26 protein-coding genes and 1 riboswitch are annotated in these 25,698 nt (G+C 37.8%); of the genes, 22 read left to right on the top strand and 4 right to left on the bottom strand.

Features of this window, described 5'->3' with window-relative positions; genetic code table 11:
- Positions 1 to 274: 274 nt before the first annotated feature.
- The 4 genes from B1R93_RS07055 (at position 275) to pdaA (ending at position 3,842) form a co-directional block, all read left to right on the top strand.
- Entirely contained in the window at positions 275 to 463 is a 189-nt protein-coding gene (locus tag B1R93_RS07055; protein WP_088103187.1) for an SE1561 family protein, read from the top strand.
- A 10-nt stretch (positions 464 to 473) separates the two neighbouring features.
- Positions 474 to 1,115, top strand: a complete 642-nt coding sequence (locus tag B1R93_RS07050; protein ID WP_088103186.1) for a histidine phosphatase family protein — start codon at positions 474 to 476, stop codon at positions 1,113 to 1,115.
- Between the two features lie 177 nt (positions 1,116 to 1,292).
- On the top strand, positions 1,293 to 2,834 hold the full coding sequence (locus B1R93_RS07045) for a fumarate hydratase (RefSeq protein WP_088103185.1): 1,542 nt from the start codon (positions 1,293 to 1,295) through the stop codon (positions 2,832 to 2,834).
- A gap of 204 nt (positions 2,835 to 3,038) precedes the next feature.
- Positions 3,039 to 3,842 (top strand): delta-lactam-biosynthetic de-N-acetylase, encoded by an 804-nt coding sequence (gene pdaA, locus B1R93_RS07040; RefSeq protein ID WP_088103184.1) that lies wholly within the window; start codon positions 3,039 to 3,041, stop codon positions 3,840 to 3,842.
- 64 nt (positions 3,843 to 3,906) lie between these two features.
- On the opposite strand, the gene B1R93_RS07035 is transcribed toward pdaA, so the two are convergent.
- Complete coding sequence (locus B1R93_RS07035; protein WP_088103183.1) at positions 3,907 to 4,269, bottom strand: GAF domain-containing protein; 363 nt, start codon at positions 4,267 to 4,269, stop codon at positions 3,907 to 3,909.
- Between the two features lie 132 nt (positions 4,270 to 4,401).
- On the opposite strand from B1R93_RS07035, the gene rlmD reads away from it, so the two are divergent.
- Complete coding sequence (gene rlmD, locus B1R93_RS07030) at positions 4,402 to 5,805, top strand: 23S rRNA (uracil(1939)-C(5))-methyltransferase RlmD (protein WP_088103434.1); 1,404 nt, start codon at positions 4,402 to 4,404, stop codon at positions 5,803 to 5,805.
- Between the two features lie 258 nt (positions 5,806 to 6,063).
- Here the strand turns inward: rlmD and B1R93_RS22695 are convergent, their stop codons facing one another.
- Positions 6,064 to 6,240: a DUF1328 domain-containing protein gene (locus B1R93_RS22695; RefSeq protein ID WP_133058616.1), complete on the bottom strand. Its 177-nt coding sequence runs from the start codon at positions 6,238 to 6,240 to the stop codon at positions 6,064 to 6,066.
- 160 nt (positions 6,241 to 6,400) lie between these two features.
- Here B1R93_RS22695 and B1R93_RS07025 point away from each other — a divergent pair, with 160 nt between their 5' ends.
- Entirely contained in the window at positions 6,401 to 6,631 is a 231-nt protein-coding gene (locus B1R93_RS07025; RefSeq protein ID WP_088103182.1) for a YozQ family protein, read from the top strand.
- A gap of 238 nt (positions 6,632 to 6,869) precedes the next feature.
- Here B1R93_RS07025 and B1R93_RS07020 read toward each other — a convergent pair whose 3' ends face one another.
- A complete protein-coding gene (locus B1R93_RS07020; protein ID WP_088103181.1) occupies positions 6,870 to 8,237 on the bottom strand; it encodes an APC family permease in 1,368 nt (455 codons plus the stop codon).
- Positions 8,238 to 8,526: 289 nt separating this feature from the next.
- Positions 8,527 to 8,628: riboswitch (guanidine-I (ykkC/yxkD leader) on the top strand.
- Between the two features lie 58 nt (positions 8,629 to 8,686).
- On the opposite strand from B1R93_RS07020, the gene B1R93_RS07015 reads away from it, so the two are divergent.
- From B1R93_RS07015 to B1R93_RS06995, 5 genes are all read left to right on the top strand, one after another.
- Positions 8,687 to 9,397, top strand: a complete 711-nt coding sequence (locus tag B1R93_RS07015; protein WP_088103180.1) for an urea amidolyase associated protein UAAP1 — start codon at positions 8,687 to 8,689, stop codon at positions 9,395 to 9,397.
- A 13-nt stretch (positions 9,398 to 9,410) separates the two neighbouring features.
- Positions 9,411 to 10,061, top strand: coding sequence for an urea amidolyase associated protein UAAP2 (locus B1R93_RS07010; protein ID WP_088103179.1), 651 nt, complete (start codon positions 9,411 to 9,413; stop codon positions 10,059 to 10,061).
- Between the two features lie 84 nt (positions 10,062 to 10,145).
- Positions 10,146 to 13,781, top strand: coding sequence for an urea carboxylase (gene uca, locus B1R93_RS07005; protein ID WP_088103178.1), 3,636 nt, complete (start codon positions 10,146 to 10,148; stop codon positions 13,779 to 13,781).
- A complete protein-coding gene (atzF, locus tag B1R93_RS07000; RefSeq protein WP_088103177.1) occupies positions 13,781 to 15,520 on the top strand; it encodes an allophanate hydrolase in 1,740 nt (579 codons plus the stop codon). Before uca ends, atzF begins: the two co-directional genes overlap by 1 nt.
- A gap of 371 nt (positions 15,521 to 15,891) precedes the next feature.
- Positions 15,892 to 16,650: an STAS domain-containing protein gene (locus B1R93_RS06995; RefSeq protein ID WP_088103176.1), complete on the top strand. Its 759-nt coding sequence runs from the start codon at positions 15,892 to 15,894 to the stop codon at positions 16,648 to 16,650.
- A 234-nt stretch (positions 16,651 to 16,884) separates the two neighbouring features.
- On the opposite strand, the gene B1R93_RS06990 is transcribed toward B1R93_RS06995, so the two are convergent.
- Positions 16,885 to 17,634: a hypothetical protein gene (locus B1R93_RS06990; protein ID WP_088103175.1), complete on the bottom strand. Its 750-nt coding sequence runs from the start codon at positions 17,632 to 17,634 to the stop codon at positions 16,885 to 16,887.
- Positions 17,635 to 17,735: 101 nt separating this feature from the next.
- Here B1R93_RS06990 and B1R93_RS06985 point away from each other — a divergent pair, with 101 nt between their 5' ends.
- The 11 genes from B1R93_RS06985 to B1R93_RS06935 all read left to right on the top strand — a co-directional run.
- Positions 17,736 to 18,062, top strand: coding sequence for a hypothetical protein (locus B1R93_RS06985; RefSeq protein ID WP_133058615.1), 327 nt, complete (start codon positions 17,736 to 17,738; stop codon positions 18,060 to 18,062).
- Positions 18,063 to 18,531: 469 nt separating this feature from the next.
- Positions 18,532 to 18,939: a GNAT family N-acetyltransferase gene (locus tag B1R93_RS06975; RefSeq protein WP_245308235.1), complete on the top strand. Its 408-nt coding sequence runs from the start codon at positions 18,532 to 18,534 to the stop codon at positions 18,937 to 18,939.
- A 266-nt stretch (positions 18,940 to 19,205) separates the two neighbouring features.
- Entirely contained in the window at positions 19,206 to 20,147 is a 942-nt protein-coding gene (locus tag B1R93_RS06970; RefSeq protein WP_088103172.1) for a hypothetical protein, read from the top strand.
- A gap of 65 nt (positions 20,148 to 20,212) precedes the next feature.
- Positions 20,213 to 21,046 (top strand): hypothetical protein, encoded by an 834-nt coding sequence (locus tag B1R93_RS06965; RefSeq protein ID WP_088103171.1) that lies wholly within the window; start codon positions 20,213 to 20,215, stop codon positions 21,044 to 21,046.
- Positions 21,047 to 21,213: 167 nt separating this feature from the next.
- Entirely contained in the window at positions 21,214 to 22,203 is a 990-nt protein-coding gene (locus B1R93_RS06960; protein ID WP_088103170.1) for a phosphotransferase, read from the top strand.
- 94 nt (positions 22,204 to 22,297) lie between these two features.
- A complete protein-coding gene (locus B1R93_RS23625; RefSeq protein ID WP_280949460.1) occupies positions 22,298 to 22,426 on the top strand; it encodes a hypothetical protein in 129 nt (42 codons plus the stop codon).
- 181 nt (positions 22,427 to 22,607) lie between these two features.
- Positions 22,608 to 23,264: an HAD family hydrolase gene (locus B1R93_RS06955; protein ID WP_088103169.1), complete on the top strand. Its 657-nt coding sequence runs from the start codon at positions 22,608 to 22,610 to the stop codon at positions 23,262 to 23,264.
- Between the two features lie 191 nt (positions 23,265 to 23,455).
- Positions 23,456 to 23,845: a tautomerase family protein gene (locus tag B1R93_RS06950; protein WP_088103168.1), complete on the top strand. Its 390-nt coding sequence runs from the start codon at positions 23,456 to 23,458 to the stop codon at positions 23,843 to 23,845.
- A gap of 172 nt (positions 23,846 to 24,017) precedes the next feature.
- Entirely contained in the window at positions 24,018 to 24,587 is a 570-nt protein-coding gene (locus B1R93_RS06945; RefSeq protein ID WP_088103167.1) for a nucleotidyltransferase domain-containing protein, read from the top strand.
- Positions 24,588 to 24,746: 159 nt separating this feature from the next.
- A complete protein-coding gene (locus B1R93_RS06940; RefSeq protein WP_088103166.1) occupies positions 24,747 to 25,223 on the top strand; it encodes a hypothetical protein in 477 nt (158 codons plus the stop codon).
- Between the two features lie 150 nt (positions 25,224 to 25,373).
- Positions 25,374 to 25,698 (top strand): hypothetical protein (locus B1R93_RS06935; RefSeq protein WP_207634123.1); only part of this gene is annotated, 325 nt, incomplete at its 3' end.

Below are 25,698 nucleotides of genomic sequence, written 5' to 3'. Positions count from 1 at the left end.
CTCTCCAAATGTTTTGATATTCTCATAAGCTTCCCGCGGATTATGGGAAGGTGTGATTTGAGGCAATGTTGTATGTACCATTAATAATCGCTCTCCTTAATCAAAAGGGTGCCTTTATCATCATAACGCAAAAAGGCTAGTTACAAAAGCTTATTAAGCGAATGATGCTTACGTTAAAAATAGGAATAAATAGTCGAGGGAGTTTATTGAGATAACAGGTTGAATTTGATAAACTTTAAACGATTGTAGCTTGAAATAAAAAGGAGCGAGTATATTGGGCGGACCCATTCATGATAAAAAAAATCAAATGAAATATTTGCAAGGACGTTTAGATATGGTTATGACAGTACTTGAATCGATTGATCCGGAGGAAGCTGGTGTCGAAGAAATTGATCGATTATTGGCGATGTTAGACGACATTGAATTAAAGTGTAAGCAATTTCGTCATGATTGGGCTGAATAGGGAGGAGAATATGAACCTTTATTTAATTCGCCACGGTGAGTCAATGGGCAATAAGCTAGGGAAAATTCAAGGATGTTCTGAGTTCCCTTTATCAGAAGCGGGAACTTTACAAATAGAAAAGCTAGGACTTTATTTTCAAAATGTTCAACTAGACTTTATTTATAGTAGTGACCTATCACGGGCATATGATAGTGCATGTGCAATTGCAAAACGAAAAAACATGACGGTTCATAAGTGGGAGAAGGTAAGAGAAGTAAATCTCGGTCCATTTCAGGGCAAAACCCGTGAAGAGATTTTTAGTTCGTACCCTGAAGTAAAAGAAAAATCGATCTTAACATCGGGTGTTAAGGGGACGGAAAGCACTGAACAATTAACAGCACGATGTAAATCAATTGTTGAACAGCTTATGCTTGCACATCGTAGACATCATGTTGCTATTGTGTCACACGGTGGGCTCATTAGTATCTTTCTCATGTATTTGATGTTTGGGGAACGATGGGAGGAGCTGCATCGACCATTTCAAATTGGAAATACAAGCATTACTCATATTGAATGGCCTAGCTCTAGTAATAAACCGTTGATTCATTATGTTAACCGGAATAATCATTTAGATATGACGACAGATGAAGGAAAGAAGTGTGGTTTGCTATAAAGGAAATGGTGAAAAGTAATCCGCTTTTCACCATTCTTTACGTTAAAACTTTAATAAGTATTGAATCCGTTTTCAAAATATGAGTGAACCTTTGTTTAAAGCCTTTCGGAATGTTTAGACTAGCAGTATAATAGATTGGAGAGAGAAAAAGCTGAAATGAAAAGGGAGATGTGAGAAGTGGAGAAGTTACAAGAAAGCATTTATCAACTTATTGTCGAAACATCTACGAATTTACCAAATGATGTCCGTCGTGCTATAGCGGCTGCCAAAGAAAAAGAAAATGCGGGAACTCGTGCAGCGCTATCACTCTCGACAATTTCAGAAAACATACAGATGGCTGATGAAAAGGTATCACCGATCTGTCAGGATACGGGAATGCCAACGTTTGAAATCAAAACGCCTGTTGGTGTCAATCAAATTAAAATAAAAAAAGCTATATATGCTGCTATGGAACAAGCAACAAAGGACGGAAAGCTACGTCCGAACTCAGTTGATTCATTAACTGGTCAAAATAGTGGGAATAACCTTGGAGAAGGTACACCTGTTATTCACTTCTCACAGTGGGAAGAAGATGTGATTGATGTTCGACTTATTTTAAAAGGTGGCGGCTGTGAAAATAAAAACATTCAATATAGTCTTCCAGCTGAACTTGAAGGGTTAGGACGTGCAGGTCGAGACCTTGATGGGATTCGTAAATGTATTATGCACTCTGTTTACCAGGCGCAAGGACAAGGGTGTAGCGCAGGGTTTATTGGAGTTGGTATCGGTGGAGACCGTACAACAAGCTACTCACTTGCAAAAGAACAATTATTCAGAACAGTTGATGATGTAAATCCAAATGAAGACTTAAAAAAGCTCGAAGATTATGTAATGGAAAATGCAAATAAGCTTGGTATAGGTACGATGGGCTTTGGTGGTGAAGCGACATTATTAGGCTGTAAAGTAGGAGCAATGAACCGCTTACCAGCAAGCTTCTTTGTCTCCGTTGCCTATAATTGCTGGGCTTACCGTCGTCTTGGGGTTGTTCTTGATCAACAATCGGGTGATATTAAAGAGTGGCTTTACAAAGATGGTGAACGCATTGATTTAAATGACACTACTGAGGAAGTAGCAGCAGCGGCTGAAAAGAAAAATGTGCGTGAAGTTGTTCTCGAGGCACCGGTTACAGAGGAACAAATTCGTGAGCTGAAGGTCGGTGATGTTGTTATCATCAATGGAATGATGCACACAGGCCGTGATGCGATTCATCACCATTTAATGGAGCATGATGCACCGATTGATTTAAATGGTCAAATTATTTATCACTGTGGTCCGGTTATGTTAAAAGACGACCAAGGCAATTGGCATGTGAAAGCTGCAGGTCCGACTACGAGTATTCGTGAGGAGCCGTATCAAGGTGATATTATGAAGAAGTTTGGTATTCGTGCAGTAATGGGTAAAGGTGGCATGGGACCGAAAACGTTAAAAGCTCTTCAAGAGCATGGCGGTGTTTATCTTAATGCAATCGGTGGAGCAGCGCAATATTACGCAGATTGTATTAAAGCAGTTAAAGGCGTTGACTTAATGGAATTTGGTATTCCAGAAGCGATGTGGCATCTTGAAGTGGAAGGCTTTGCGGCAATTGTTACTATGGATTCCCATGGCAATAGTTTGCACGCAGATGTAGATAAATCTTCTCTTGAGAAGTTGGCGGAATTTAAAGAGCCTGTATTTAAATAAACGATAAAGGCTAATCCAAAAAGCTAATTAAGTGCTGTTAAAGCGTACGCTCTGTTCGCTACATTGCATCAAGGCTGTACTACAAGGTTATAAAAACCTGTGGCACAGCCTTTTTCTTTATCATTGTCTTTTCTTTTCAACAATACATAAACGATTTTTTTATGTGACAAACTAAGAAAAAACATATGAGGGAGAATGATATCAATGCTTAGAAAAACAACGGTCCTCGCTTCAGTACTTCTTCTTTTCGTTATAAGTTGTTTATCAGGATATGCACATGCATACGAAAATAAAACATATAACTGGAGCTTTAAACCAGCAAAAGATAATAAACCTGTAACGACAGAACCACACTTCATTGAATTGCTAGAAAACAATGGAGGGTTTTTTATTGGAGACACATCAAAAAAAGAGTTATTTCTAACTTTCGACAATGGGTATGAGAATGGTTATACGAAAGAGGTTCTTGATGTTTTAAAAGAAAAACAAGTCCCGGCTGCCTTCTTTGTGACCGGTCATTATTTAAATGATGCGGAAGATTTAGTTAAACGAATGGTTGCTGAGGGACATATTGTTGGGAACCACTCTTGGCATCATCCTAGTTTGCCTGAAGTAGGGGATGGCCGATTGATGGAGGAATTAAACAAAGTAAAAGCTAAATTTACCGAACTTACGGGCGTGAAAGAAATGAACTATTTGCGACCGCCAAGAGGGCAATTTAGTGAACGCTCTTTAGCACTTTCTCATAAGCTTGGTTATACGAATGTGTTTTGGTCAATGGCTTACAAAGATTGGGAAATCGATAAGCAAAAGGGAGGCCAATATGCTTATGACCAAATCATGAAACGAATTCATCCAGGAGCGATTCTGCTCATCCATTCAGTTTCAAGTGATAATGCTGAAGCATTACCGCGAGTTATTGATGATGCAAGAAAGCTTGGCTATGAATTTAAGAGCTTAGACGATTTAATGCTTCAAAAGGAAATGGAAAAACTGCCTTTCCCTTAATGAAAAAAGGTGCCCCAAAAGATTTCAAACCTTTTGGGGCACTCCCTTGAAAAGTAAGTATAGGTTAATTTGCAAAACTTTCTTGTCCGATTGCTTCAGCAATGGTTTCAAGTGTACTTACATCCGTTACATCAAAGGCAATTGGTTGACGACTGCGGACAATCAGCATACCAATTTCTTTCTCTGATGAGCTTTTAATTGGGAACTTTAATTCTCCATTGCATTCCCATCTTAAATCGTCCTCAAGGTCCGAAGCGGCCACTAGCTTATGATCAAGATTCTCGTACATATAAATACCAGCCCAATCAATATAAGGGACGGTAGACACTAGACTTTCAACCGTCTTATTAAAAATTGATTGAAGACTTTCCTTCTTGTAAACATGGGCCATAATTTGTAATGATGCAACATCTGTTGGTATAGACAAAATTATCTCTCCTCACTGATCATTTCCTTTTCCCATTTTATCAGAAGATATCGATTGAAAGGGCTAGTAAGTTTAGGAAGAATAGCAGGATCATGCTATAATAGGTACGCAAAAAAATGGACGGAGTTGAAAATTGTGAAAAAAGACAAGAAAAATGAGGGAAAGAACGAAGCGGTATCCATTCAGACTGGCCAAAAAATTCCTTTAACAATAAAAAGGCTTGGCATAAACGGTGAAGGTGTTGGTTATTTTAAACGAAAAGTAGTCTTCGTTCCAGGGGCACTTCCGAATGAAGAAGTTGTAGCAGAAGTGACTAAAACAAATCCACGTTTTTCAGAAGCAAAAATATTGAAAATCCGCAAAGCATCTAAAGAGCGAGTCAAACCACCCTGTCCGGTATATGAGCAATGCGGTGGCTGTCAGCTGCAGCATATGGAATATCAAGCGACATTGCGTGAAAAACGAGATATAGTGAAGCAAGCCTTTGAACGTCACACACAGCTCGATGTCAATAAACTAAAACTAAAGGATACATTAGGTATGGAGGATCCTTGGTACTACCGCAATAAAAGTCAATTACAAGTCGCTAAAAAAGGTGAAAAGGTGTTGGCTGGCCTTTACGCAATGAATTCTCATAAACTGATAGATTTATCAGAATGCATGGTCCAGCACCGAACGACAACGAGTGTGACAGCTGTTGTGAAGCAAATTCTTGAAGATTTAAACGTATCAATTTATAACGAGCGCAAGCATACTGGGGATATTCGTACTATTGTGACCCGGGTAGGATTTGAAACGGGTCAAACCCAAATCGTTTTAGTTACGACGAGGGCGGAAATTCCTCGTTTGAACGCCATTGTTTCGGAAATAAGAACGAGGCTTCCTGAGGTGACGTCGATCCTACAAAATGTAAATGGAGAAAGGACATCTTTAATTTTCGGAGACGAAACGATTCATCTTGAAGGAGAAGAGGTCATCCAAGAAACATTAGGTGATGTTTCTTTCCGATTATCAGCTAGGGCATTTTTTCAATTAAATCCTTTGCAAACGGTTCATCTATATAATGAGGTCAAAAGAGCGGCTGACCTTAATGGGAATGAAAACGTAGTTGATGCGTATTGTGGTGTTGGAACCATTGGTCTTTGGTTAGCAGATCGAGCTGGTGAAGTGCGTGGAATGGATGTTATTGAAGATTCGATTATTGATGCTAGAAGAAACGCAACGGACCATGGGTTTACCCACATGACTTATGAAGTTGGGAAAGCAGAATATTGGCTTCCGTTATGGGTAAGGAATGGCTGGAAACCAGACGTTGTCGTCGTTGACCCTCCTCGAACAGGTTGTGACGAAGGGCTACTACAAACATTAATTGAAGTAAAGCCAAAGCGAATTGTTTACGTGTCATGTAATCCATCAACGTTAGCGAAGGACGTTGAACGTTTACGGAAAAAAGGGTACCGCGTCCGTAACATTCAACCAGTAGATATGTTTCCGTGGACAGCTCAAGTAGAAAGTGTGACCTTGCTTTCGTTATAGTGTACGAACAAATAAAAATTCTACATGAAACTCTTTCCATTTTCCCTTACGAGTGAGAGTAAAAATTGTGTATGAAACAACCCAACCTAGTTAAATAAACGTTTGTTTAATAAGTAAGAACTATGTTTTAACTCAATAAAACGTGAAAAAAGCTATAAGGGTGAAAAAGTGAGGTTTGAAGGAAATCGTCTTTTTTAACTGAAACGGTTGAAAGGGGTGCATCAGAAGGCTTAAGCCTTTTAATGCACCCCTTGTTTTCTAATCTGAATTTGCTCTGTCCGTCATACGCCAGTTAATCACACCGATAATGAGGAAGAGGAAGAACAATGACATATATACCCTTGTAGACCAATTTCCGATTCCTGTGAAAGAAAGAAATGCCCATAATAAGGCTGCAATAAACAAAATGATGCTTCCAACTGGTATTCTTTTCATAAGTGATCCCCCAAAAAGAAAGCGATATATCATTAGTATCTAAAAATCCCCAAAAAGTATACATATTAAAATAAAGAGTGAAATGGAAAACAAACAAATAGAACACGAATATTTGGTCAAAATAAGAAAGCGGAAAATTAATAAACAAAGGAGTGCCGAAATGAAAAAAAAGCTAACGCAACATGACGCTAATACAGTAGCTGAGAATAACTTTCAAGTTACGGACTATAACAGTTCAGAAGAAACTGAACAAGGGCTTGCGATGACTCATGAACAGGTGAAAGATATGTATGTAGAAGGAACCGTTGATGGCGAAATCGATGAATATCGCGGTAAAGACATTGACTTACCAAAAGGTGGATTTAAAGAGGACGTATTTAAAGAAAAATAGGATAAAATATAGGGCATCCTAAAAGCACTGAAAAGGAACGGGTTCAGTTATACGGGAGAAAACATTAAATAACATAATAATTAGGAGTGCAAAGTGCACTCTTTTCAGGGGGGGAAATAAATGACAGGAAGAAATGCTCTGATATTTCTTCCTGTTTTTATAGCCCACTGGAAACGGAAAACCACCCTATTTCAGTGACTTCTATTTATATCAGGATAATTTTCTGTATAACAAAAAATCAAATGGCTTTTTTCTCTTCTACGACATCAAATTGTTCTCTTCCTGATTGTGGTAACGTTTGTTTAAATCCTTTCGTTAAGAACCCAAGGTAGATTAAGCCGAGCGCAACCCAGATGAATCCGCCGATTAACGTAGGAAGGTCTAATAAGAATAGGAGCCAAGCAATAAAGGCTGCGCCAACAAGTGGTGAAATTAGGTTAATCACTACTCCTTTAACGGAGCGGCTACTCTGCTTTTTGTTCTTAAAATACATAGTGATGACACAGAGGTTAACAAAGAAGAAAGCTGTTAGTGCACCAAAATTAACAAAACGAAGGGCTGCATCAATTGAGATAAAAATCGCTGATAACGTGATGACAGATGAAAAGATAATGTTTAGCACAGGTGTTTTGTATTTAGGGTGAACATAGCCGAAAAACTTTTTCGGAAGCATAGTATCACGCCCCATAACGTACAAAAGTCTTGAGACTGCTGTTACTGAAGCTAAACCTTGCGTAAAAATCGCTGCGATGAGAACAGTAATAAAAATTGAACCTAACAGACTCCCGCCAACAAAATTGACTAATTCTAAAGCTGCTGAGTCTTGGTTTTGAAACGTAAAGTTTGGAACAATTAATTGTATAAAATAAGATGTGGTAACGTGTAGAATACCGACGATTCCAATCATAATAAAGATGGCACGCGGGATCGTTTTCTTTGGATTGATGGTTTCTTCCGATAAAGTCGTCATCGTATCAAACCCTAAAAATGAGAAGATGACAATTGATGCACCTGCTAAAACAATGGAGAGGGACATGTCGCTATTGATGAAGGGGTTTATTGATAAAAGTGTTCCGCTTCCTGTACCGTTAACCAAACCTTTAATCATAAAGCCACAGAAAACGACAATAAAGATAATTTGTAATAGAACGAAGAAGCTACTAATGTTCGCTGAAGAATTTACGCCTAAAATGCTAATTAGGGCTAGAAGGATTGTTAATCCGATAATCCAAGCATATGGAGGTACTTGTGGGAATTGGGCATTTAGGAAAATTCCAAATGTAATGCAAGCAATAATTGGGGCAAAAAGGTAGTTAAATAGTAAAATCCAACCGACAATAAAACCAAGCTTTGGGTTCATTGTTTTTTTGACAAACGTATAGGCTGAGCCTGAAATCGGTAGTTTTTTCGCCATAACAGCATAACTCGCTCCTGTAAATAGTACAGCTAGGACTGCTACTGCGTAAGCGGGAGTTAAAAAACCGCTCGAGCCCTCGTAGGCAACTCCAAAAACAGAAAAATAAATCATAGGGGTATTCCACGCAAGACCAAGTATGACAACTTGAAATAAGGTCAACGTTCTCTTTAAATCTGTTTCTTTACTCACTCTCTAACAGCTCCTTTTGGTGTTAACTACTCACCTCTAAATTTTCCTACAATACTAATTTTGGTTCGCCGGCGTTTGAAAAAGATTATGTTGTTAATTCTTGTTTGAAATGGGTGAATAGTGCAACAAGTGTGTAATATAACCTGACACACTTTTCGAGCAATTAAGATTTTTCACATTTGAGGAAATATTGTCATGTTTTCTTACAAACTTCTTGTTGTCGGTTTGATTATTCTTTATACTTCCAATTAAGTTAATCGAATAAAGGTTCTCACAAAGCGTTGAGGACGAAAAAGCTTTCTAGGGTTCCGTTGATGAATCATCAAGCCTGGTCCGAGAGAGAGCGGTACAGATACTCTGTATTACACGGAAGGATAAAAGCCTGGGAGACGTCTCCCAACGCTTTTATCCTTTTTTTATTACCATTTACAAATAGGGAGGTAACGGAAATGAACTGGAATAAAACGATTCCTGCAGGAGGAAAATGGTCTGGCGTGATTAGTAAAGGGAAACAAGTTCGATTTACAGCACTTGAGGGAGGGGCAAATCTTTCTATGCTGCTCTATAATCCGAATGATTTAAGCGAGCGCTACAATATGCCGGATACCTTAAAGGCACAACATACAGCTCATTTAACGACAGGGCATGTCCTAATGAGTGACAACGGACGTGCGATTGCAAGTATTGTGGATGATACACTTGGCTGGCATGATTCCATCTCTGGTTACACAACGAGGGAATTGACAGATGCGAAATATGGAAAAACAACGTATCAGGAGTTGCACAATGAGTGGCACCGCAGCGGGCAAGAAAACTTTTTAGTCGAACTTGTGCGAAACGGATTGGGAAAGAGAGACTTAGTTCCAAACTTGAATCTATTTTCCAAAGTGTTTTGTGACGAAGCGGGGGACATGAATTATGTACTTGACCATTGTCAAAAAGGAGCAACGGTAACATTGAGAACGGAGATGGATTTGCTTTTTGTGTTATCAAATACACCAAACCCACTAGATCCAAGAACATCGTATCCTTCTGTTCCGATCAATATTGAGGTGCTAGATGCAGATGAAGTTACAGATGAGGATTATTGTATAAATTTCCGCCCTGAAAACCGTCGTGCTTTTGAAAATACATGGGAATACGAAACATTAGTGAAATAAAGGAGGAGATCATATGGCAGTTTTTAATCGAGTTGAAAGTGAGCGCAAAGTAGAAGAAGCGATTTACAGTGAGGTCATTCAAGCGGGAGATGGCTGGATGCGTGAATTAGAGCCAGGCGAAGTACTTAGAATAGAAGATTTAGAGGGAAATCAAGCAGCTGACACGTTATTTTTTGATGCCGAGAACCCGGATGACCACTATAGTGCAGTTGCTACCATTTCCGGGCAACAAAATATCTATCTATCAACAGGCTCTGTCCTTAGAGCAGAATCTGGTAAGCCATTAATGACGATTGTTGCTGATACTTGTGGTCGCCATGACACATTAGGCGGGGCGTGCTCAGCTCAAAGTAATACCGTTCGTTACGCACATGACAAGCTACCAATGCACAATTGTCGTGATACGTTCATGCTGCAAATGGCAAAATACAACGGCAATTATACGAAGCGCGATTTAGCACCGAACATTAACTTCTTTATGAATGTCCCCGTTACGCCAGAGGGTGGCCTCACATTCGCTGACGGAGTATCAGGTCCGAATCGTTACGTTGAAATGAAAGCAGAATGCCGCACGACAGCGTTGATCAGTAATTGTCCGCAATTAAACAACCCCTGTAATGCTTACAATCCAACACCCGTACGTGTACTAATCTGGGAAAAGTAATCACTTTTCCCGAGATGGTTCAAAAAGGGAGGGAGAGCTTTTTGAACCATCTCCCCAACAAACGAAGAGAGTGGAGGTTTTCATATGTTTAAGAAAGTCTTAATTGCAAACCGCGGTGCCATTGCAGTTCGAATAGAGCGAACATTGAAAAAATTAGGAGTCCAATCCGTTGCTGTTTATACGGAAGCGGACCAAGACAGTCTACATGTCGACCATGCAGATGGAGCGGTGTTAATCGGTGAGGGCCCAGCAAAGGACAGTTATCTTAATGCTAATCTTATTTTGGAAACAGCCGTTAAAACAGGGGCTGAGGCCATTCACCCAGGCTACGGATTTTTAAGTGAGAATGCTGATTTCGCTCGTGCCTGTCAAGAAAAGGGCATTGCTTTTATCGGACCAACTGGGGAGCAAATGGAGATGTTCGGGTTGAAGCACTCGGCTCGTGAAATTGCTATTAAAGCAGGTGTTCCATTGTTACCAGGAACGAATTTACTGACAGAATTAGATGAAGCGTTACTAGAAGCCAAAAAAATCGGCTATCCAGTTATTTTAAAAAGTACAGCGGGCGGTGGCGGAATAGGTATGCGGGTTTGTGAAGACGAGGATGCATTAAGGCAAGCATATGAAGGGGTTCGTCACCTTGCTGAAACAAACTTTAATAATGGCGGACTCTTTTTAGAAAAATATATTGCAAGAGCGCGTCATGTGGAAGTACAAATCTTCGGAACAGCTTTAGGGGAAGTCATCACATTGGGAGAGCGCGACTGCTCGATCCAGCGCCGAAACCAAAAGGTGATTGAGGAAAGTCCAGCTCCCAATCTATCAGATTCCGTTCGTGAAAAAATGTTTGCTGCGTCAAAGAGCTTAGCTGAAGAAGTTGGCTACCGTAGTGCTGGCACGGTCGAATTCTTATATGACCCAGAAACGGAGGAGTTCTACTTCCTAGAAGTGAATACGAGACTTCAAGTTGAGCACGGCGTTACAGAAGAAGTGTTAGGCGTTGACCTAGTAGAATGGATGGTCAAAGAAGCGGCAAATGAACTCGTAGATTTACCATCACTTGTTCAAAACCCTGTAGGACACAGCATTCAAGCTCGTATTTATGCAGAAGATTGCCTACAAAACTTCCGGCCAAGTGCTGGTCAATTGGATAAAGTTATTTTATCGAAAAAAGCCCGTGTTGAAACATGGCTACGCGACGGTGTGACAGTGACTTCGCTTTATGATCCGATGCTGGCGAAAATCATCGTTCACGGTGATAACCGTGAAGATGCCCTTAACAAGCTTCATCAAGCATTAGAGGAAACACGGTTTTACGGGGTAACGACTAACCTTCAATACTTACAAGCGTTATTACTAGATGAAGAATGTAAAGCGGGTCGTGTATTTACGCAAATGTTAAATGGCTTTGAACCGCCAGAAAATGCAATTGAAGTCTTAGACGGTGGTGTTCAAACGACAGTACAAGATTTCCCTGGACGGACTGGACACTGGGATGTTGGAGTTCCGCCATGCGGACCAATGGACCCACTATCATTCCGAGTTGGAAATAAGTTACTTGGAAACGACGATACTGCACCAGGACTTGAGCTTACATTACGTGGTGGCTCGTACAAATTTAGAAATGACATCTGGTTTTGCTTAACAGGAGCTGACATGGAAGCACATTTAGATGAAGAAACTGTTCCGCTTTATCAGCCAATTTTAGCAAAAAAAGGTCAAGTACTTCAATTCGGTGAAGCGAAAACGGGGATGCGTAGCTACTTTTTAGTTGCCGGGGGGTTTGATATGCCACTCACCCTCGGAAGTGCTGCAACGTTTACATTGGGCGGCTTTGGAGGTCATGGTGGTCGTGCTCTTCGCCCTGGTGATGTGTTAAACGTTAACCGTGGAGTGGAGCCGGTTGAAACAAAAGAGCTTGATCTTCCTTCAAGACCGGAAATGACTAACACATGGACGATCGGCGTTATTCCTGGGCCGCATTGTACCGAAGAATTTTTGCAGCCAGAATACTTAACTCAATTAACCGAAACAAACTGGGAGGTACATTTTAACAGCTCTCGTACTGGTGTCCGTTTAATTGGACCTGCGCCTAAGTGGACGCGCGAAGACGGCGGCGATGCGGGCTTGCACCCATCGAACATCCATGATAATGCGTATGCAGTTGGAACGCTTGATTTAACAGGAGATATGCCGATTTTACTTGGTCCAGATGGCCCGAGCTTAGGGGGCTTCGTTTGTCCAGTCACAACGGCATCGGCTGAATTCTGGAAGCTTGGACAATTGCATCCAGGTGATAAAATCCGCTTTGAACTGCTAACTCTTGATGATGCGAACGAACTTCGTCAGCAACAAGAAAAGCAATTAACGGCAATTGGAGAAGGCGTCAGAACAGATGCTCGTGTCGAAAGTGTTCTACCAGCGATCCGAGAGATCGATTCCAATTATCCAATTTTAGCACAAGAAGAAGAAAACAGAAGATTCCCAATGACAATTCGCTGCTCAGGCGATGAGTATCTTTTAGTCGAATACGGAGAAATGGAGCTTGATTTATTGCTTCGTTTCCAAGCGCATGTATTAATGGATGCGATCAAAGAAAGCGGTGAAATTCCATACGTTGATTTAACACCGGGTATTCGCTCGTTACAGGTTCATATTGACCCAACGAAAACAACAGTACAAGAAGCAGCCGCAAAAATTATGGAGCTTGACAGCCAGCTTCCACCGCTTGAGGAAATCGAAGTGCCATCTCGTATTGTCAAGCTTCCATTATCTTGGGATGATCCGGCGACACAGCTTGCAACGGACCGATATCAAAAAAATGTCCGTCCAGATGCACCATGGTGCCCGAGTAACTTGGAGTTTATTCGCCGCATTAACGGCTTGAACAATTTAGATGAAGTAAAAGATGTGGTTTTTAATGCGAACTATATAGTCATGGGCTTAGGAGATGTGTATTTGGGGGCACCAGTTGCGACTCCAATGGACCCGCGTCACCGTCTTGTGACAACAAAATACAACCCAGCACGTACGTGGACTCCGGAAAATGCGGTTGGAATCGGCGGCGCGTATATGTGCGTTTACGGAATGGAAGGCCCTGGTGGCTATCAGTTTGTGGGCCGGACAATTCAAATGTGGAATAAGCTTCATTCATCAAAGAATTTTGAAGAAGGCAAGCCATGGCTGCTTCGTTTCTTTGACCAAATTCAGTTCTATCCAGTTGGAGCTGATGAGCTGCTTAAGCTTCGTGAAGATTTCCCGCGCGGCCGCTTTGAAGCAGATATTACCGAAACGACATTTAAACTTGGCGACTATTTAGCCTTTTTACAGTCAATTGAAGAAGACATTACAGTGTTCCGTAAGAAGCAGCAAGATGCGTTTAGAGCTGAGCGTGAAAGCTGGAAGGAACTAGGGCTTGCAGAGTACATCTCTGAGCAGGATGCAGTTGTTGAAAGTGAAGAAGAAGAGCTTCCTGAAGGAGTCGTTGCTGTGCGTTGCTCGATGCCAGGAAGTGTTTGGAAAGTATTAGTGGAACCAGGTCAATTCGTGAAAAAAGGCGAGAGTATTTTAATAGAAGAAAGCATGAAAATGGAGTTTCCTCAGCATGCAACGTGCGACGGCTATATCGACAACATCTACGTCAAGCCTGGTGATGAAGTGCATGCTGGTCAACTCATTGTTGGCATTCGCGAAGAAAAAGAAGAGGCGGTGTCTGTATAATGAACCTACCATATCATTTAACGGTAGAATGGCTGAGAGAACAATATCATAAGAAGGAACTCACTCCAAAAGAAGTCGTTCTGGAGATTATTGAACGAGCGAAAGTAGATGCGGACATGAATATTTGGATTACACCGCCTTCGCTTGAACTAATTAATCCTTACTTAGAAAGGCTGAACTCTCTTGATATCGAGAGCTCTCCTCTATGGGGAATTCCGTTTGCAATTAAAGATAATATTGATTTAGCAGGGGTTTTAACAACGGCAGGTTGCCCAGAGTATGCGTACGAACCTAGTGAAAATGCACCAGTTGTGGAGCGATTGATTGCTAAAGGTGCGATTCCGGTTGGAAAAGCGAACCTTGATCAATTTGCAACAGGATTAGTCGGAACCCGAAGTCCATATGGTGAAACTCATAATTCATTACGTCCAGAACTAATTAGCGGCGGTTCTAGCTCAGGATCAGCTGTTGCAGTTGCACGCGGTCAAGCTGTTTTTAGTTTAGGAACCGACACAGCAGGATCTGGCCGGGTTCCAGCGTTGCTTAATAATCTTGTTGGTTATAAACCGAGTCTTGGGGCTTGGTCAACTAAGGGTGTTGTTCCAGCTTGTGCGAGTTTGGATTGTGTGACGGTATTCGCTCATCGTTTTGAAGAAGCCATCCTAGTAGATAGTGTTGCACGTGGCGTCGAGGAACAGGATCCGTGGTCTCGAGAATTACCAGTGCCAAATGCATCCGTCCCTAAGCGAATAGTTTTGCCTAAGGACACACCTAGGTTTTTTGGGCCTTTTGCTGATAAGTATCAGGAGGCTTGGGAATGTGCTGTTGCTAAAATCGACCGTTTGGGTGTGCATGTTGAATATGTCGATACCAAGTTCTTATCAGATGCAGCGGCACTTTTATATGGTGGGCCGATTGTAGCGGAACGCTGGGCGGCACTCGGGGAGTTTGTCGAAGGACATCCTGACGCGACGTTTCCAGTGACAGAAAAGGTGCTTCGTTCTGGTTCCGCAAGCCAATATGATGCAGCTGCCGTTTTCCGAGCGCAGCATCAGCTTCAAGCTTATAAACTTCAAGCAAAGAAGCTGCTCGTAAATGGCGTTTTAGTTCTTCCGACAGCCGGTGGAACGTGGACACGCGACCAAGTACGTAAAAATCCAATTGAAACAAACAGTGATATGGGCCTTTATACGAATCATTGTAATTTGCTAGATATGTGCGCAGTTGCGATTCCTGCTGGAGAAGCTGATGTTAATTTACCGTTTGGAATTACGCTATTTGGCTTAGCGGAGGGGGAAGGTTTGATTCGCGGGGCAGCAGATTTGTTCTTGCAATCAAGCGCTGATTCCGAAGAGAAGACTTTGGTTGCTGTTTGCGGACTACACATGAGAGGGTTTCCGTTAGAAAAGCAAATGCAGGAATGCCGTGCTCGTTTTATTCGTGAAGACATTTCGGCCCCTGTGTATCAATTCGTTAAATTGCCATCTGAGCCAGCAAAGCCTGGAATGATAAAAAAGAATGATGGCAGCGGCGGAGCAATTGAGCTTGAAATTTGGGAAATGCCGCTTTCTGAATTTGGAAAATTTGCAACGATGATTCCAGCACCGCTTGGCATTGGCAAAGTCGAGCTTGCTGATGGAAGCGAAGTTCCGGGCTTTGTCTGTGAAGCTTATGCTGCAGAAGGAGCAGAGGATATAACTGAGTTAGGTGGCTGGCGCAAGTTGCTGCAAGTAAATTAATAGATGATTTTAGGATGCATGCCCTTCCTTGGTGGGAGGGCATGCAGTTTTTTATTTATACGATCTTCAACACTTTGAATGAACAATTTTAATCATTATTTTAAAAAAAGAGGTAAGACAATGACTAGGAACATTAAAGTAATAATATTCGATTGGGGAGATACTCTAATGTGGGATTTTCTTTAATCAAAAGGTGCAATGGCATATTGAGAATAATGAAGAAGTCATTCCAGAAATAAATGATGCACTAGTGAGTATCCAGAATAAGTGAATGCTTTTTTTAGAGAATTATTCTCAATCGAAATTATTGTTAAAAAACGATATAATATGAGTTATGAGGTTTTTAAAAAAAAACGAGGAGGATTTATAAAATGACTTCAATTGGAAACTTATCCTCTATTAATGACGCAACAAAAATATTAGAAGCTATTGGAGAAAATATTATCGTTGCTGATGTGGATTATAATATAGTTTGGATTAATCCTAAAGCAGTTAACTTGTTAACAAAGGTTATCTCATTTTTTAATATCGAAAAAGTAGAAGACATAATAGGAACTAATATGAGTCACTTCCATCGAAATCCAGCTCATCAAAAAAAAGTTATGGACAAATTAACTGATACTCATTCTTCAAGAATAAATATTAAAGATGAATATGTAGCCGATATAATTATTAATCCAATTAAAATGGATAAAAGCATTGTTGGTTATGTTGTTATGTTAATGGACGTGACTACTGTGGTAGAAGAAGAGAAAAGAAAGGAAAAAGTTATTCAAGAACTATCAGGTCCTATTCTACATGTATGGGATAATACCCTTGCTATCCCTGTATTAGGAATTGTAGATAAAAGTCTTTTTAACATAATATTAAAGAAATTATTAAAACAGTGTGAACAAGAAGATATAGAACATGTAATCATTGATTTTAGTGGGATTAAGCAATGGAATGAAGAACTACCCAATCAAATTAATGAAATGATAAGCTGTTTATCTATTATGGGGATTCAAGGTTTTATCGTGGGGGTTAAGCCTGAATTAGCTCAAAGTCTAGCAATTGAAAAAGGTTTGGTTAACATTCCTAAATTCGGAACAGCTAAGGCAGTGATCAAACATATTATTTCATTAGAGTAATTCATATATCCAAATCTTTATTGAAACTGTAACAGGTAAATAGTTATAACTGATACTTACATACGATACTTGTTTTAGATGTTACATAGATATCTTTTATTTGAGGATGTAACTAAAGTGACAGGGTAGTTGAAGAAAGAAAGGTTTAAAAATTGAACAATTATTCAATTTTTAAACCTCTTTTAATTAACACGCTAATGTTGCTACCTCTCAAATTTGCCTTGGCTGTTAATGCTATTCATAAAAAGATTCGTTTACCAGTATGTGTTCCTCTTTATAATTATTTATATCTTTTACTTCTAAGAACTTTAGTATATCTTTGTAATACTCTATATGATCCTCTTTATATTCAGCCAACCTATTAATGTCACCTTTATCTAATGGAAATATAAAAACAGGTACATCTCCTTGGTTTGCTAGCATTTCCTTTAATTTTTGTAGTTTCTCTATGTCACCATTTGTTTCAATCCAATGTGATTTTCCATCGATTAGACAAGCGATTTTTAGTTCAAAGGTCGTTTCCCTTCTACCCACACGATAACTAGGAACAAAGGCTACTTCCTCCATCTCTTCCCATTCTATAAACTTAGGAATCACCTGAAAATAAGGACTAGCTTTTACACCATCTAAAGTTACTAGATAATAATTAAAAAATAGCATTACCCAAGCTGCAAACGGAACGGTCATTAATAATAACAAAAGCTTTCCACCTTTTACAAAATACAGACAAAGAAAAAACCATAGAATGATAAAAATCATAACCAATATCGTAACATTATACTCAGTAGCAAAAGCAATTGCGCCTTCGGTATTAAAAAGTAATTCTTTTACAAACAATGGGCCGACAAAAAAGAAGGCAAGTAAGAAAATACCAAATAGTATCAATAAAATAATTCCCATACAGCTGAAAAATGAATTCGTTGAAAGCTTTTTCGATTCTTCATTGGTTTCTATAATCTTTTCATTTCGTTTACTATCATTCATTTTGACACCTCGTAGTTAGCATACTAAAAACATTCTTAGTATATTCGACACGTTTTGCATTCTTCCTTTTTTAGCTGTTGTTGCTGTTGAGCTTTCATGTCTTGTTCAACTATCGGGTTGCTTTTCTGCAAGGCCTTTTAGAAGCTGGTTACACGATTTCTAGACGTCGATTAGGGAGAATGATGGAGGAGCTTGGAATCCTATCGAAGTGTGCACAACCGTCCTACAAATCAATGAGCTCTCGACCAAATGAAGAATCCGTTGGAAATGTGTTAGATCGGGAATTTCAAGTAGATGAAGAGATGTCTGTCTTAGTGAGCGATTTAACGTCTGTCAAAGTAGGTCAGCATTGGAATTACGTCCGTTTTTTAATTGATCTACATATAAAAAGTATTAAAGAGTTAGAGAGAAAATCTCCAACCCTTTAATTAAAGGTCTCATTCCAGATTAGTAGTCGTAATTATTATCATAGGGGTAGTAGTCATCTCTACAACGGCGTACCCATCTACATTCACGAACCCAACGACAGCGTGGTGGTCGAGGGGGATAAGGGGGATAATAAGGGGGATAATAAGGCGGCTGTCCATAGGACTGTCCAATAGGCTGTCCCTCAAGTTGCCCAAAACGCTGTTGTCCATTTAAAGAATCAACGTAATAATATTGTTGTAGTTCGTTAGGATTCATTAGGGGTTGGTTATGGTAATTCAATAAAATCTCTCCTTTCTAATAAGTTCACTATACATCAACACTATATGTTTAAATAATGAAATTAAGTGGACTTATACCCAGAAAACAAGCCTGATTTTAGGTGAATAAACTAAAAAAGCTCTTTAGGTAAACATAATGATAAGAGTAAATTAAAAGGAGGGATTTGTATAAGAAAGTCTGGTGGTTAATATAGCAAACTTTAAAATCCATGAACGTATACCATCTGTCTCTGAACACAGATTTCTATGGGAATCAGTCGGTTGGGGCAGTATTAATACAGAAATGTCCAAAGGTTCATTAAATAATTCTCTTTATGGGATTGTCGTAACAGTCAATGGTGAACCTGTTGGAATGGGTCGAATAGTCGGTGATAATTATATGTTTTTTTATATTCAAGACGTAGCTATTCTACCTGCTTATCAAGGTTTGGGATTAGGAAAAGAAATCCTAAAATATTTACTTTCTTACATCAAAAAGCGTAACGGAATTTTTGTCGGACTGTTTGCATCAGAAGGTAAAGACGGTTTTTACGAGAAGTTTGGTTTTAAAAACCATTACCCACACATGACAGGGATGTTTTCCGTATTTGAAAATTAGTTAATCAAACTATATTTTAAAGCAACAAAAAAGGCATAGAGAATTTCTCTATGCCTTTTTTGTTGTGAAAATGAAGTGATTTTTTCTCGTTTGCACCTCTTAAGTAACCCGTTATTTACAATGGAAGGGACTTTTATTTCATAAGAATTACTATTGTTTTAGAAGCTCTTTGACAGTTAACTTTATTATTTTTTATTTGAAACTTTTTTCCTTATCGATTGTCTATACAGTACGAGCTCATAGAAAATAAGAGAAGGTGTATAGGAATGGAGATTATTAGCAGGTTCGTCTTGCATATTGAAAACTATTTTATATTGAGTCATTTTAGTAAAGCCATTATCCAATGGACGTTAACGGCATTAGCCATTTACGGTCTAGTAACGTTTTTGCTGAGAAACAAGGATGAAACGCGAACATCAATTTATGTTGGCTTTGCTGTTCGTTTTGTGTTACTTATCGGTTTGTCCATTGAAATGCTTCATCAAGTAAGCATAACGGAAATTACGACTGTTTTTTATGAAAGACAGCCGTCTTTACGACAGTTTCTCCACTTTTTGTTTTTTGGCTATATCATTGTCGTAGGATTTTACTATATCGTTACCCTTAAGCAAAAAAAGAATCAAGGGATCTTTTATACTTTTGATATTGCGGTCATGACGCTACCTGCGTTACAGCTTCTAACTAGTTTTTTCATTTTTGCGATCAAAGGGGAAGTTATTTTAGCTGATGTGGTTGGCTTTCTCATAATTCTTACTATTATTGGAGCAAGTTTGTATTTGTTTTTCCTTAACTATTGGAAGTTTCACTGGAAAACCATTATCCCATTTTATTTGATTATAGGAATTTGTTTGTTAATGTTTTACCTGTTTAGACGTAATACGGGTATGGTGGATCTGTTGGAAGTGTTCAATCTTGTTGTTTTCTTAGGTTTATTATTGGCGTATCATCTAATTAATAGAAGTCATTTCCAGTTACTCGATAAGTTAAAACGGCCTTTTCAGCTAACGATGGCTTTTCTTTTTCTTGTCTTGTGTAATCCCCTTTACAATGCAGCCGATGCGGCTCTTGCTACCACTGACGCTGAATTAAGACTACGCTATTTCGAAACAACTAATTTAATACAATTAGATGAAGCGAAAGCATTAGCAACCAAGATTACGAATGATGAGCAATTTTCATTCCGCCAGCCTAGTAATGAGTTTAGTTAAAGAAGGGGTTTATTTCCTTTTGGCGAACTTGTATTAAAATACTTAAAAGGAGTGGTTTTTAATGTGTGGGATTAGTAAATAAACATCGTGAAAGAGATTTGAAAATTCCTAAGTATCGTCAAACTATGTTGATAGAAATAGAGCAAGACTTAATAACCGATGAAAATGTATTAGCTGTTTTTTATGGCGGTTCAATAGGAAACCGAAATACAGATATATATTCTGATATTGACCTTCGCATAGTTGTTAAAGATGATGTGTTTGAAGAATATAGGTTAAACAAAAAAGAGAGAGCTAAAAACTGGGGAAAAGTATTGTACTTCGAAGACTTTCCTTGGACAACTTATAGCGTTGCTCATTATGATACTTTCGTAAAGGTTGATACTTTTTATTATAAAACAAAAGATGTTCAACCATCTGTATGGCTCCAAAACATTAGCATTGTTTATGATAAAACAGAATTTTTGGAAGATGTTTTAAAAAAATCAAACCAAATTTCTTATCGTCCATCTGTACAAGAAGTTGAGATTTGGAGAACAAAATTTTTTGCATATGTTCATGAAGCTTATCGAAGAGTAAATAGAAAAGAAATGTATTATGCCTTAAATTGCTTGGATAATTTAAGAATGTCTATGGCGACGGCTTGGTATATGGATAAAGGATTACAACCGAATTCATTCGGGGATTGGGCAAAATATGAAGGTGTAAGAAGTGAATTACAAAGTTGGCAGCTTTCACTTTTAGCAGATTGGCATAGCAGTAGAGAGCCGAATGATTTAATGAGTGTAATTAAAAAAATTATTCCTGAATTTTTAAAAATACATAAGAGTTTATGTGAAAAGGTTGAAATTGAAGAAAATCCTGAGTGGGTTGATGAAATTTTAGCGATGGTTCTATGAAGTTAACAAGCACCACAAAAATGGGTGTTTGCTTATCTTGTTCAATTATCGGGTGCTTGAATTCAACAAGGAGTTGCGGATCAATTGTAGCTCCTTTTTGTTATTGAGCTATAGGTGCAGAATAGTGGAACAAGGGGTATTAAAATTTTGCAAAAAAGGTGATATATATGAATAGTGTGACGAATAAATCAATTAGGGATGACATTTTCGAAGCGATAAATAATATATTTGGATTTAATATTATTAAGTTTTCTAAAATTGAATTAGGTCATATGAATTTAAAATGGCATATAAAGACCGATATAGGTGATTTATTTGTAAAGCAATATAATAAAACCCGGTATCCCGAACAAATGATACAAGGGTTAGAAACTTCATTAAATCATCAAAACAATCTATATAATGAGGGGATTCCTTGTCCTGAACTATACTCACATAAAGGAAATTATGTAATGAAATCTTCATATGGTGAGCGCTTTGTTTTAATGGGATTATGTGAAGGAAGTAATATTAAGGCAGGAACGGCAAATGAAGGACAAATGTATAGTTTGGGTAAAGTAATTGGAAAAATGCACAAACTTTTAAATAGCAATAAAACAGTTCACTTACCACTACACTGGAATGTTCGGTCTAAAGAAAGTATGATTGATCTATGGAAAGACAGATGGAATGAAGCTATTAGTTTGGATTGTAGCAATACACTATCAAAATTGGAAATACAAAGAGAAATCATAGAAAAAAACGATGTGGATATTTTCTCGGAATGTGAAAAAGGTTGGGGGCATTGGGATTTATTTGTAGATAACATTCTATTTAAAACTAATAGTGTATCTGCACTTCTTGATTTTGATAGAATGCATTATGTTTACCCTGAATTTGATATATCAAGACCTATTTTATCTTGTTGTCTTGAAAAAGGACAAATACATATAAACAGAGTTTCAGCATTTGTTAAGGGTTATCAAGAATATCAAGCATTAACAAATCAAAAACTAGTACGCTCAATTAAATTAACATGGTGGAAAGAAGCGGAATGGCTCCGAGCTAATATACAAAATTCATCCCCGTTAAATAGATTTAATGAAGAAAATACTTGGGTTGCTGAAAATTGGGATGATTTAGATAGTTTATTTGCTAATATTGATTTTTTAGAATAGTAAGTAAAAATGTGAAATACTTCACTTAAAGTAACGGGGAGTGTTTCTGTAACAGGAGCAGAGTTGAGGATTCTCTATACAAGGTGGTGTATCCATGGGTATATTTGGTATTATTGCTTTTGCATTACTAATGTCTACGTTATTTGCAATAGAGCGTAAATTAAGTAAGGCAAATGAACAAAATAAAGAAATAATAGAACTACTTAAAAAAAAGGATAGCTAAATTTCACTTGACGATTTTTTTTACCGTTTTGTTCAAGTAACGGAGGGCATTCCTTCAAAAATGAATGTCTTTTTCTTATTGAGCAAATGAAGCAAGTTAGTACAAGAAGGACTTTCTAACCTCATAGTCGAATTTTGTCTATTGAGAAGATTTTAGATTAGATGAGAGAGGTTGAGCAGAGATGAAGTTTGAGATAAGTCAAGTTAAAGGAGTATTATTTGATTTAGATGGAACTTTAATCAACAGTGAATGGTTAGGAACAGAGTCTTATAATTATGGAATACAGAAAATATTAAACAAAGAATTGACCAAGAGTGAAAAGCAGTATCTATTAGGAAAGCCATTCAATGCATTAAATGATTTATTTCCCTTTTTAACAGTAACAGAAACAGAGAAGATTATAGAAGAGACATTAGGATATTATCGCAAGTATAACCATCAAATTAAAGAATATGAAGGAATTAAGGAAATGCTTAAAGGACTTAAGGATAAAGGATATAAATTGGGTCTGGTTACAGCTAAACTAAAAAACAATGCAACAAAGGAATTAGAGAACACTGGCTTATTCCCTTTTTTTGAAGTGATTATGGGAAAGGAAGATTGTAACGAATTTAAACCAAGTCCTGTTCCATTACTACAAATGGCTGAAAAACTTTATCTTGAGCCATTTGAATGTTTATATATTGGAGATCAACCAACAGATATTCAAGCTACACATTCCGCAAATATGATAAGTGTTGCAGCTCTATGGGGAGCAGGGGAGTTGGAGAGATTGTGCCCTTTAAATCCAGCCTTTTTATTTAAAAGTCCAAAACAATTAACGGAATTGTTATTATAAATTAAGGACCGTCATCAGGCGGTCTTTTATATATGTTTTTATTCAGCTAAAGGGTGCTTGTGTTTAAGATAAGTGGAGTTGCCTTCCAACTCTTTTTTTGTCTTATTGAAGTAAAGAAGCAGGATAGTTTAACAGCAATATAACAATTAATGGTAAAATAAATAGGAGTTAAAAGTAAGTGGAGTGATTATATGCCATTAGTTAAAGTATTTTTGAAAAATAGACAGGGTATTGATAAGAGAGGGATTGCACTTAATTTAAGAAATATAATGCAAAACGTCTTAAATGTACCTAAACAAGATGGACCAGTAACTTTTTTAGAAATTGATTCAGCAAACTGGTTTATGCCAGAGGGTTGGGAAGAAGAAATGGTTTTTGTAGAGGTTGTAATGTTTCCAGGACGAAAAAAAGAGACAAAAGAGAAATTAATCAAAGAATTTGCGGACGTACTATCTGAGTCGTTATCCATAAGTAAGAGTTCTATTATCACAACATTACATGAACCTAGCCTTGATAATTGGGGAATTAGAGGTGGGGAGCAAGCATCTAATGTGGGGATTAATTTCAACTTAGATGCGTGATGCGTTTGTTCTTCAACTTAAGGGGGCATTACCACAACAACGGTAATGCTTCTTTTCTGTACTAATAAAAAGGAAATTAATGTTAAACTATAGAAGTTTAGTTGAAGAAGGCAAAGAACTTAGAGTGCAGTAAGAGAATAGAAAATAGATAACTTATACTTTGGGGGATTTTATGTCATTTGAACAATGCCATAGTATTAATTCATTAATGTTGGGTTTTGATAGAAAGTGGTTTTTTGCTGGAGGTTGGGCGATTGACCTTTTTATTGGTAAAGAAACAAGGGAACATACAGATATAGAGTTTGCTGTTTTTCGAAAAGACCAATTATATCTAAAAGATTATCTCAAAGAATGGGAGTTCAAAAAGGTCATTAACGGTGAATTCCAACTTTGGGAAAATGAGTTTTTAGAGTTACCAATTCACGAAATACACGCTTCGAATATGATAAACGGAGACAAAATAGAAATTCTACTTAATGAAACAAAAGAAAATGATTGGATATTCAGAAGAGATTTAAGGATTTCCTATCCACTCAATTCCGTTAGGAGTATTACTAAAACAGGTATTCCTTACCTAAATCCAGAAATTGTACTTTTATATAAGGCGAAAAACCCAAGAGAAAAAGACCATCAAGACTTTTTTGCCATAAAGGATTATCTTGGCCACGAGAAGAAAAAATGGCTTCGAAATGCTTTAGAACTACACGAACCAGAACATAAGTGGATTAAATTTTTAATCTAAAGTTTAGTTCAACAAACGGGTGCGAATGTTAAATAAGGAGTTGTGCAGACAACTCCTATTCTTTATTGAAGTAACGAGCAGATTAGTGGAAGAAGCAAATTTATAAAAATAGAAAAAATGATAACATATTTGTAGTAGGTCGTTGAAGGAGTGTTCTTTATGAAAAAATTTATTTTTTTATTATTATTTTTAATCGGTAGTTTGATTGCTTGTTCTTCTGAATTAGAAAATGAAAGTACAAGTTATGAAATAGGTATCATTGGAAGTTCCACATTAGACCTTGACGGGCATAATGTTATAGAGGTTTCTCTCAATGAATTAAGGAACAATGAATATATATTTGATGCACTTCTTATAGCAAAAGAGGAACTTTCTTATGCCTTATCTCCAGAAAATCAAAGTGTGTACAAAGACTTAAAATTTCCAGTTTTTTTTATTGGTTTACAAGAGCCTTTGTATGATTATATAGCTCACGAGAGTAATTATGAAGAAGAGTATTTAGGAGATAGTGACTTAAATGACTTATTAGCTCAATATGTTTATACACTAAGTGGAGAAATAGTGTTTGGCGAAATTCGTGGTGATCAAGGTTCGCTTGAACATTCTTTAATTTTGACATTAGATAGACAGAATTAGTTAAAGTAAAATTGTGAAGAATGGCTCTTGAACTAATGGGGGCATTCCTTCAACAAGGGATGCAGTTTTTCTTATTAAACAAACGAAGCAGGATAATTGAATAACCAAATATTGGTTTAATAATGTTATCCTTTGAGAGAGGTGAAAAAAATGAAAAAAGTAAAGACACTACTATTATTTTTAATTCTTATAGCTATTGTAGGTTGTAGTAATAGTAATGAAAGTGATTTTGAAGGTTCTTCATCTTTTCCTGAGTTTCCTATACCTGTTGAAGCTGAACTTGCTGAGAGTAGAGAAGATGGGTATGAAAAATATCTTTATAATGCGATAGGTAATAACGGAGGTATTAGGGAAGATTATTATGAAATAATCGAAAGTTGGGGATGGGAGATACAAGAAGATTTACAAATGGGTAGCTACTATGTATTTAAAAAAGACGGACAGTTTATAGGTATGACTATTCATGGGTCGAGTG

The sequence above is a fragment of the Halalkalibacter urbisdiaboli genome, assembly GCF_002156385.1.
In the GTDB taxonomy this organism is placed as follows: domain Bacteria; phylum Bacillota; class Bacilli; order Bacillales; family Bacillaceae_D; genus Halalkalibacter_A; species Halalkalibacter_A urbisdiaboli.
The sequence above is the reverse complement of the archived record's forward strand: the minus strand, read 5'-3'. Positions and strand labels throughout refer to the sequence as shown.

Coding starts and splice junctions, on each gene's coding strand:
- B1R93_RS07050 (WP_088103186.1), top strand. CDS start 474: ATGAACCTTTATTTAATTCGCCACGGTGAGTCAATGGGCAATAAGCTA.
- pdaA (WP_088103184.1), top strand. CDS start 3,039: ATGCTTAGAAAAACAACGGTCCTCGCTTCAGTACTTCTTCTTTTCGTT.
- B1R93_RS22695 (WP_133058616.1), bottom strand. CDS start 6,240: ATGAAAAGAATACCAGTTGGAAGCATCATTTTGTTTATTGCAGCCTTA.
- B1R93_RS07025 (WP_088103182.1), top strand. CDS start 6,401: ATGAAAAAAAAGCTAACGCAACATGACGCTAATACAGTAGCTGAGAAT.
- B1R93_RS07015 (WP_088103180.1), top strand. CDS start 8,687: ATGAACTGGAATAAAACGATTCCTGCAGGAGGAAAATGGTCTGGCGTG.
- B1R93_RS07010 (WP_088103179.1), top strand. CDS start 9,411: ATGGCAGTTTTTAATCGAGTTGAAAGTGAGCGCAAAGTAGAAGAAGCG.
- uca (WP_088103178.1), top strand. CDS start 10,146: ATGTTTAAGAAAGTCTTAATTGCAAACCGCGGTGCCATTGCAGTTCGA.
- atzF (WP_088103177.1), top strand. CDS start 13,781: ATGAACCTACCATATCATTTAACGGTAGAATGGCTGAGAGAACAATAT.
- B1R93_RS06995 (WP_088103176.1), top strand. CDS start 15,892: ATGACTTCAATTGGAAACTTATCCTCTATTAATGACGCAACAAAAATA.
- B1R93_RS06990 (WP_088103175.1), bottom strand. CDS start 17,634: ATGAATGATAGTAAACGAAATGAAAAGATTATAGAAACCAATGAAGAA.
- B1R93_RS06970 (WP_088103172.1), top strand. CDS start 19,206: ATGGAGATTATTAGCAGGTTCGTCTTGCATATTGAAAACTATTTTATA.
- B1R93_RS06960 (WP_088103170.1), top strand. CDS start 21,214: ATGAATAGTGTGACGAATAAATCAATTAGGGATGACATTTTCGAAGCG.
- B1R93_RS23625 (WP_280949460.1), top strand. CDS start 22,298: ATGGGTATATTTGGTATTATTGCTTTTGCATTACTAATGTCTACGTTA.
- B1R93_RS06955 (WP_088103169.1), top strand. CDS start 22,608: ATGAAGTTTGAGATAAGTCAAGTTAAAGGAGTATTATTTGATTTAGAT.
- B1R93_RS06950 (WP_088103168.1), top strand. CDS start 23,456: ATGCCATTAGTTAAAGTATTTTTGAAAAATAGACAGGGTATTGATAAG.
- B1R93_RS06945 (WP_088103167.1), top strand. CDS start 24,018: ATGTCATTTGAACAATGCCATAGTATTAATTCATTAATGTTGGGTTTT.
- B1R93_RS06940 (WP_088103166.1), top strand. CDS start 24,747: ATGAAAAAATTTATTTTTTTATTATTATTTTTAATCGGTAGTTTGATT.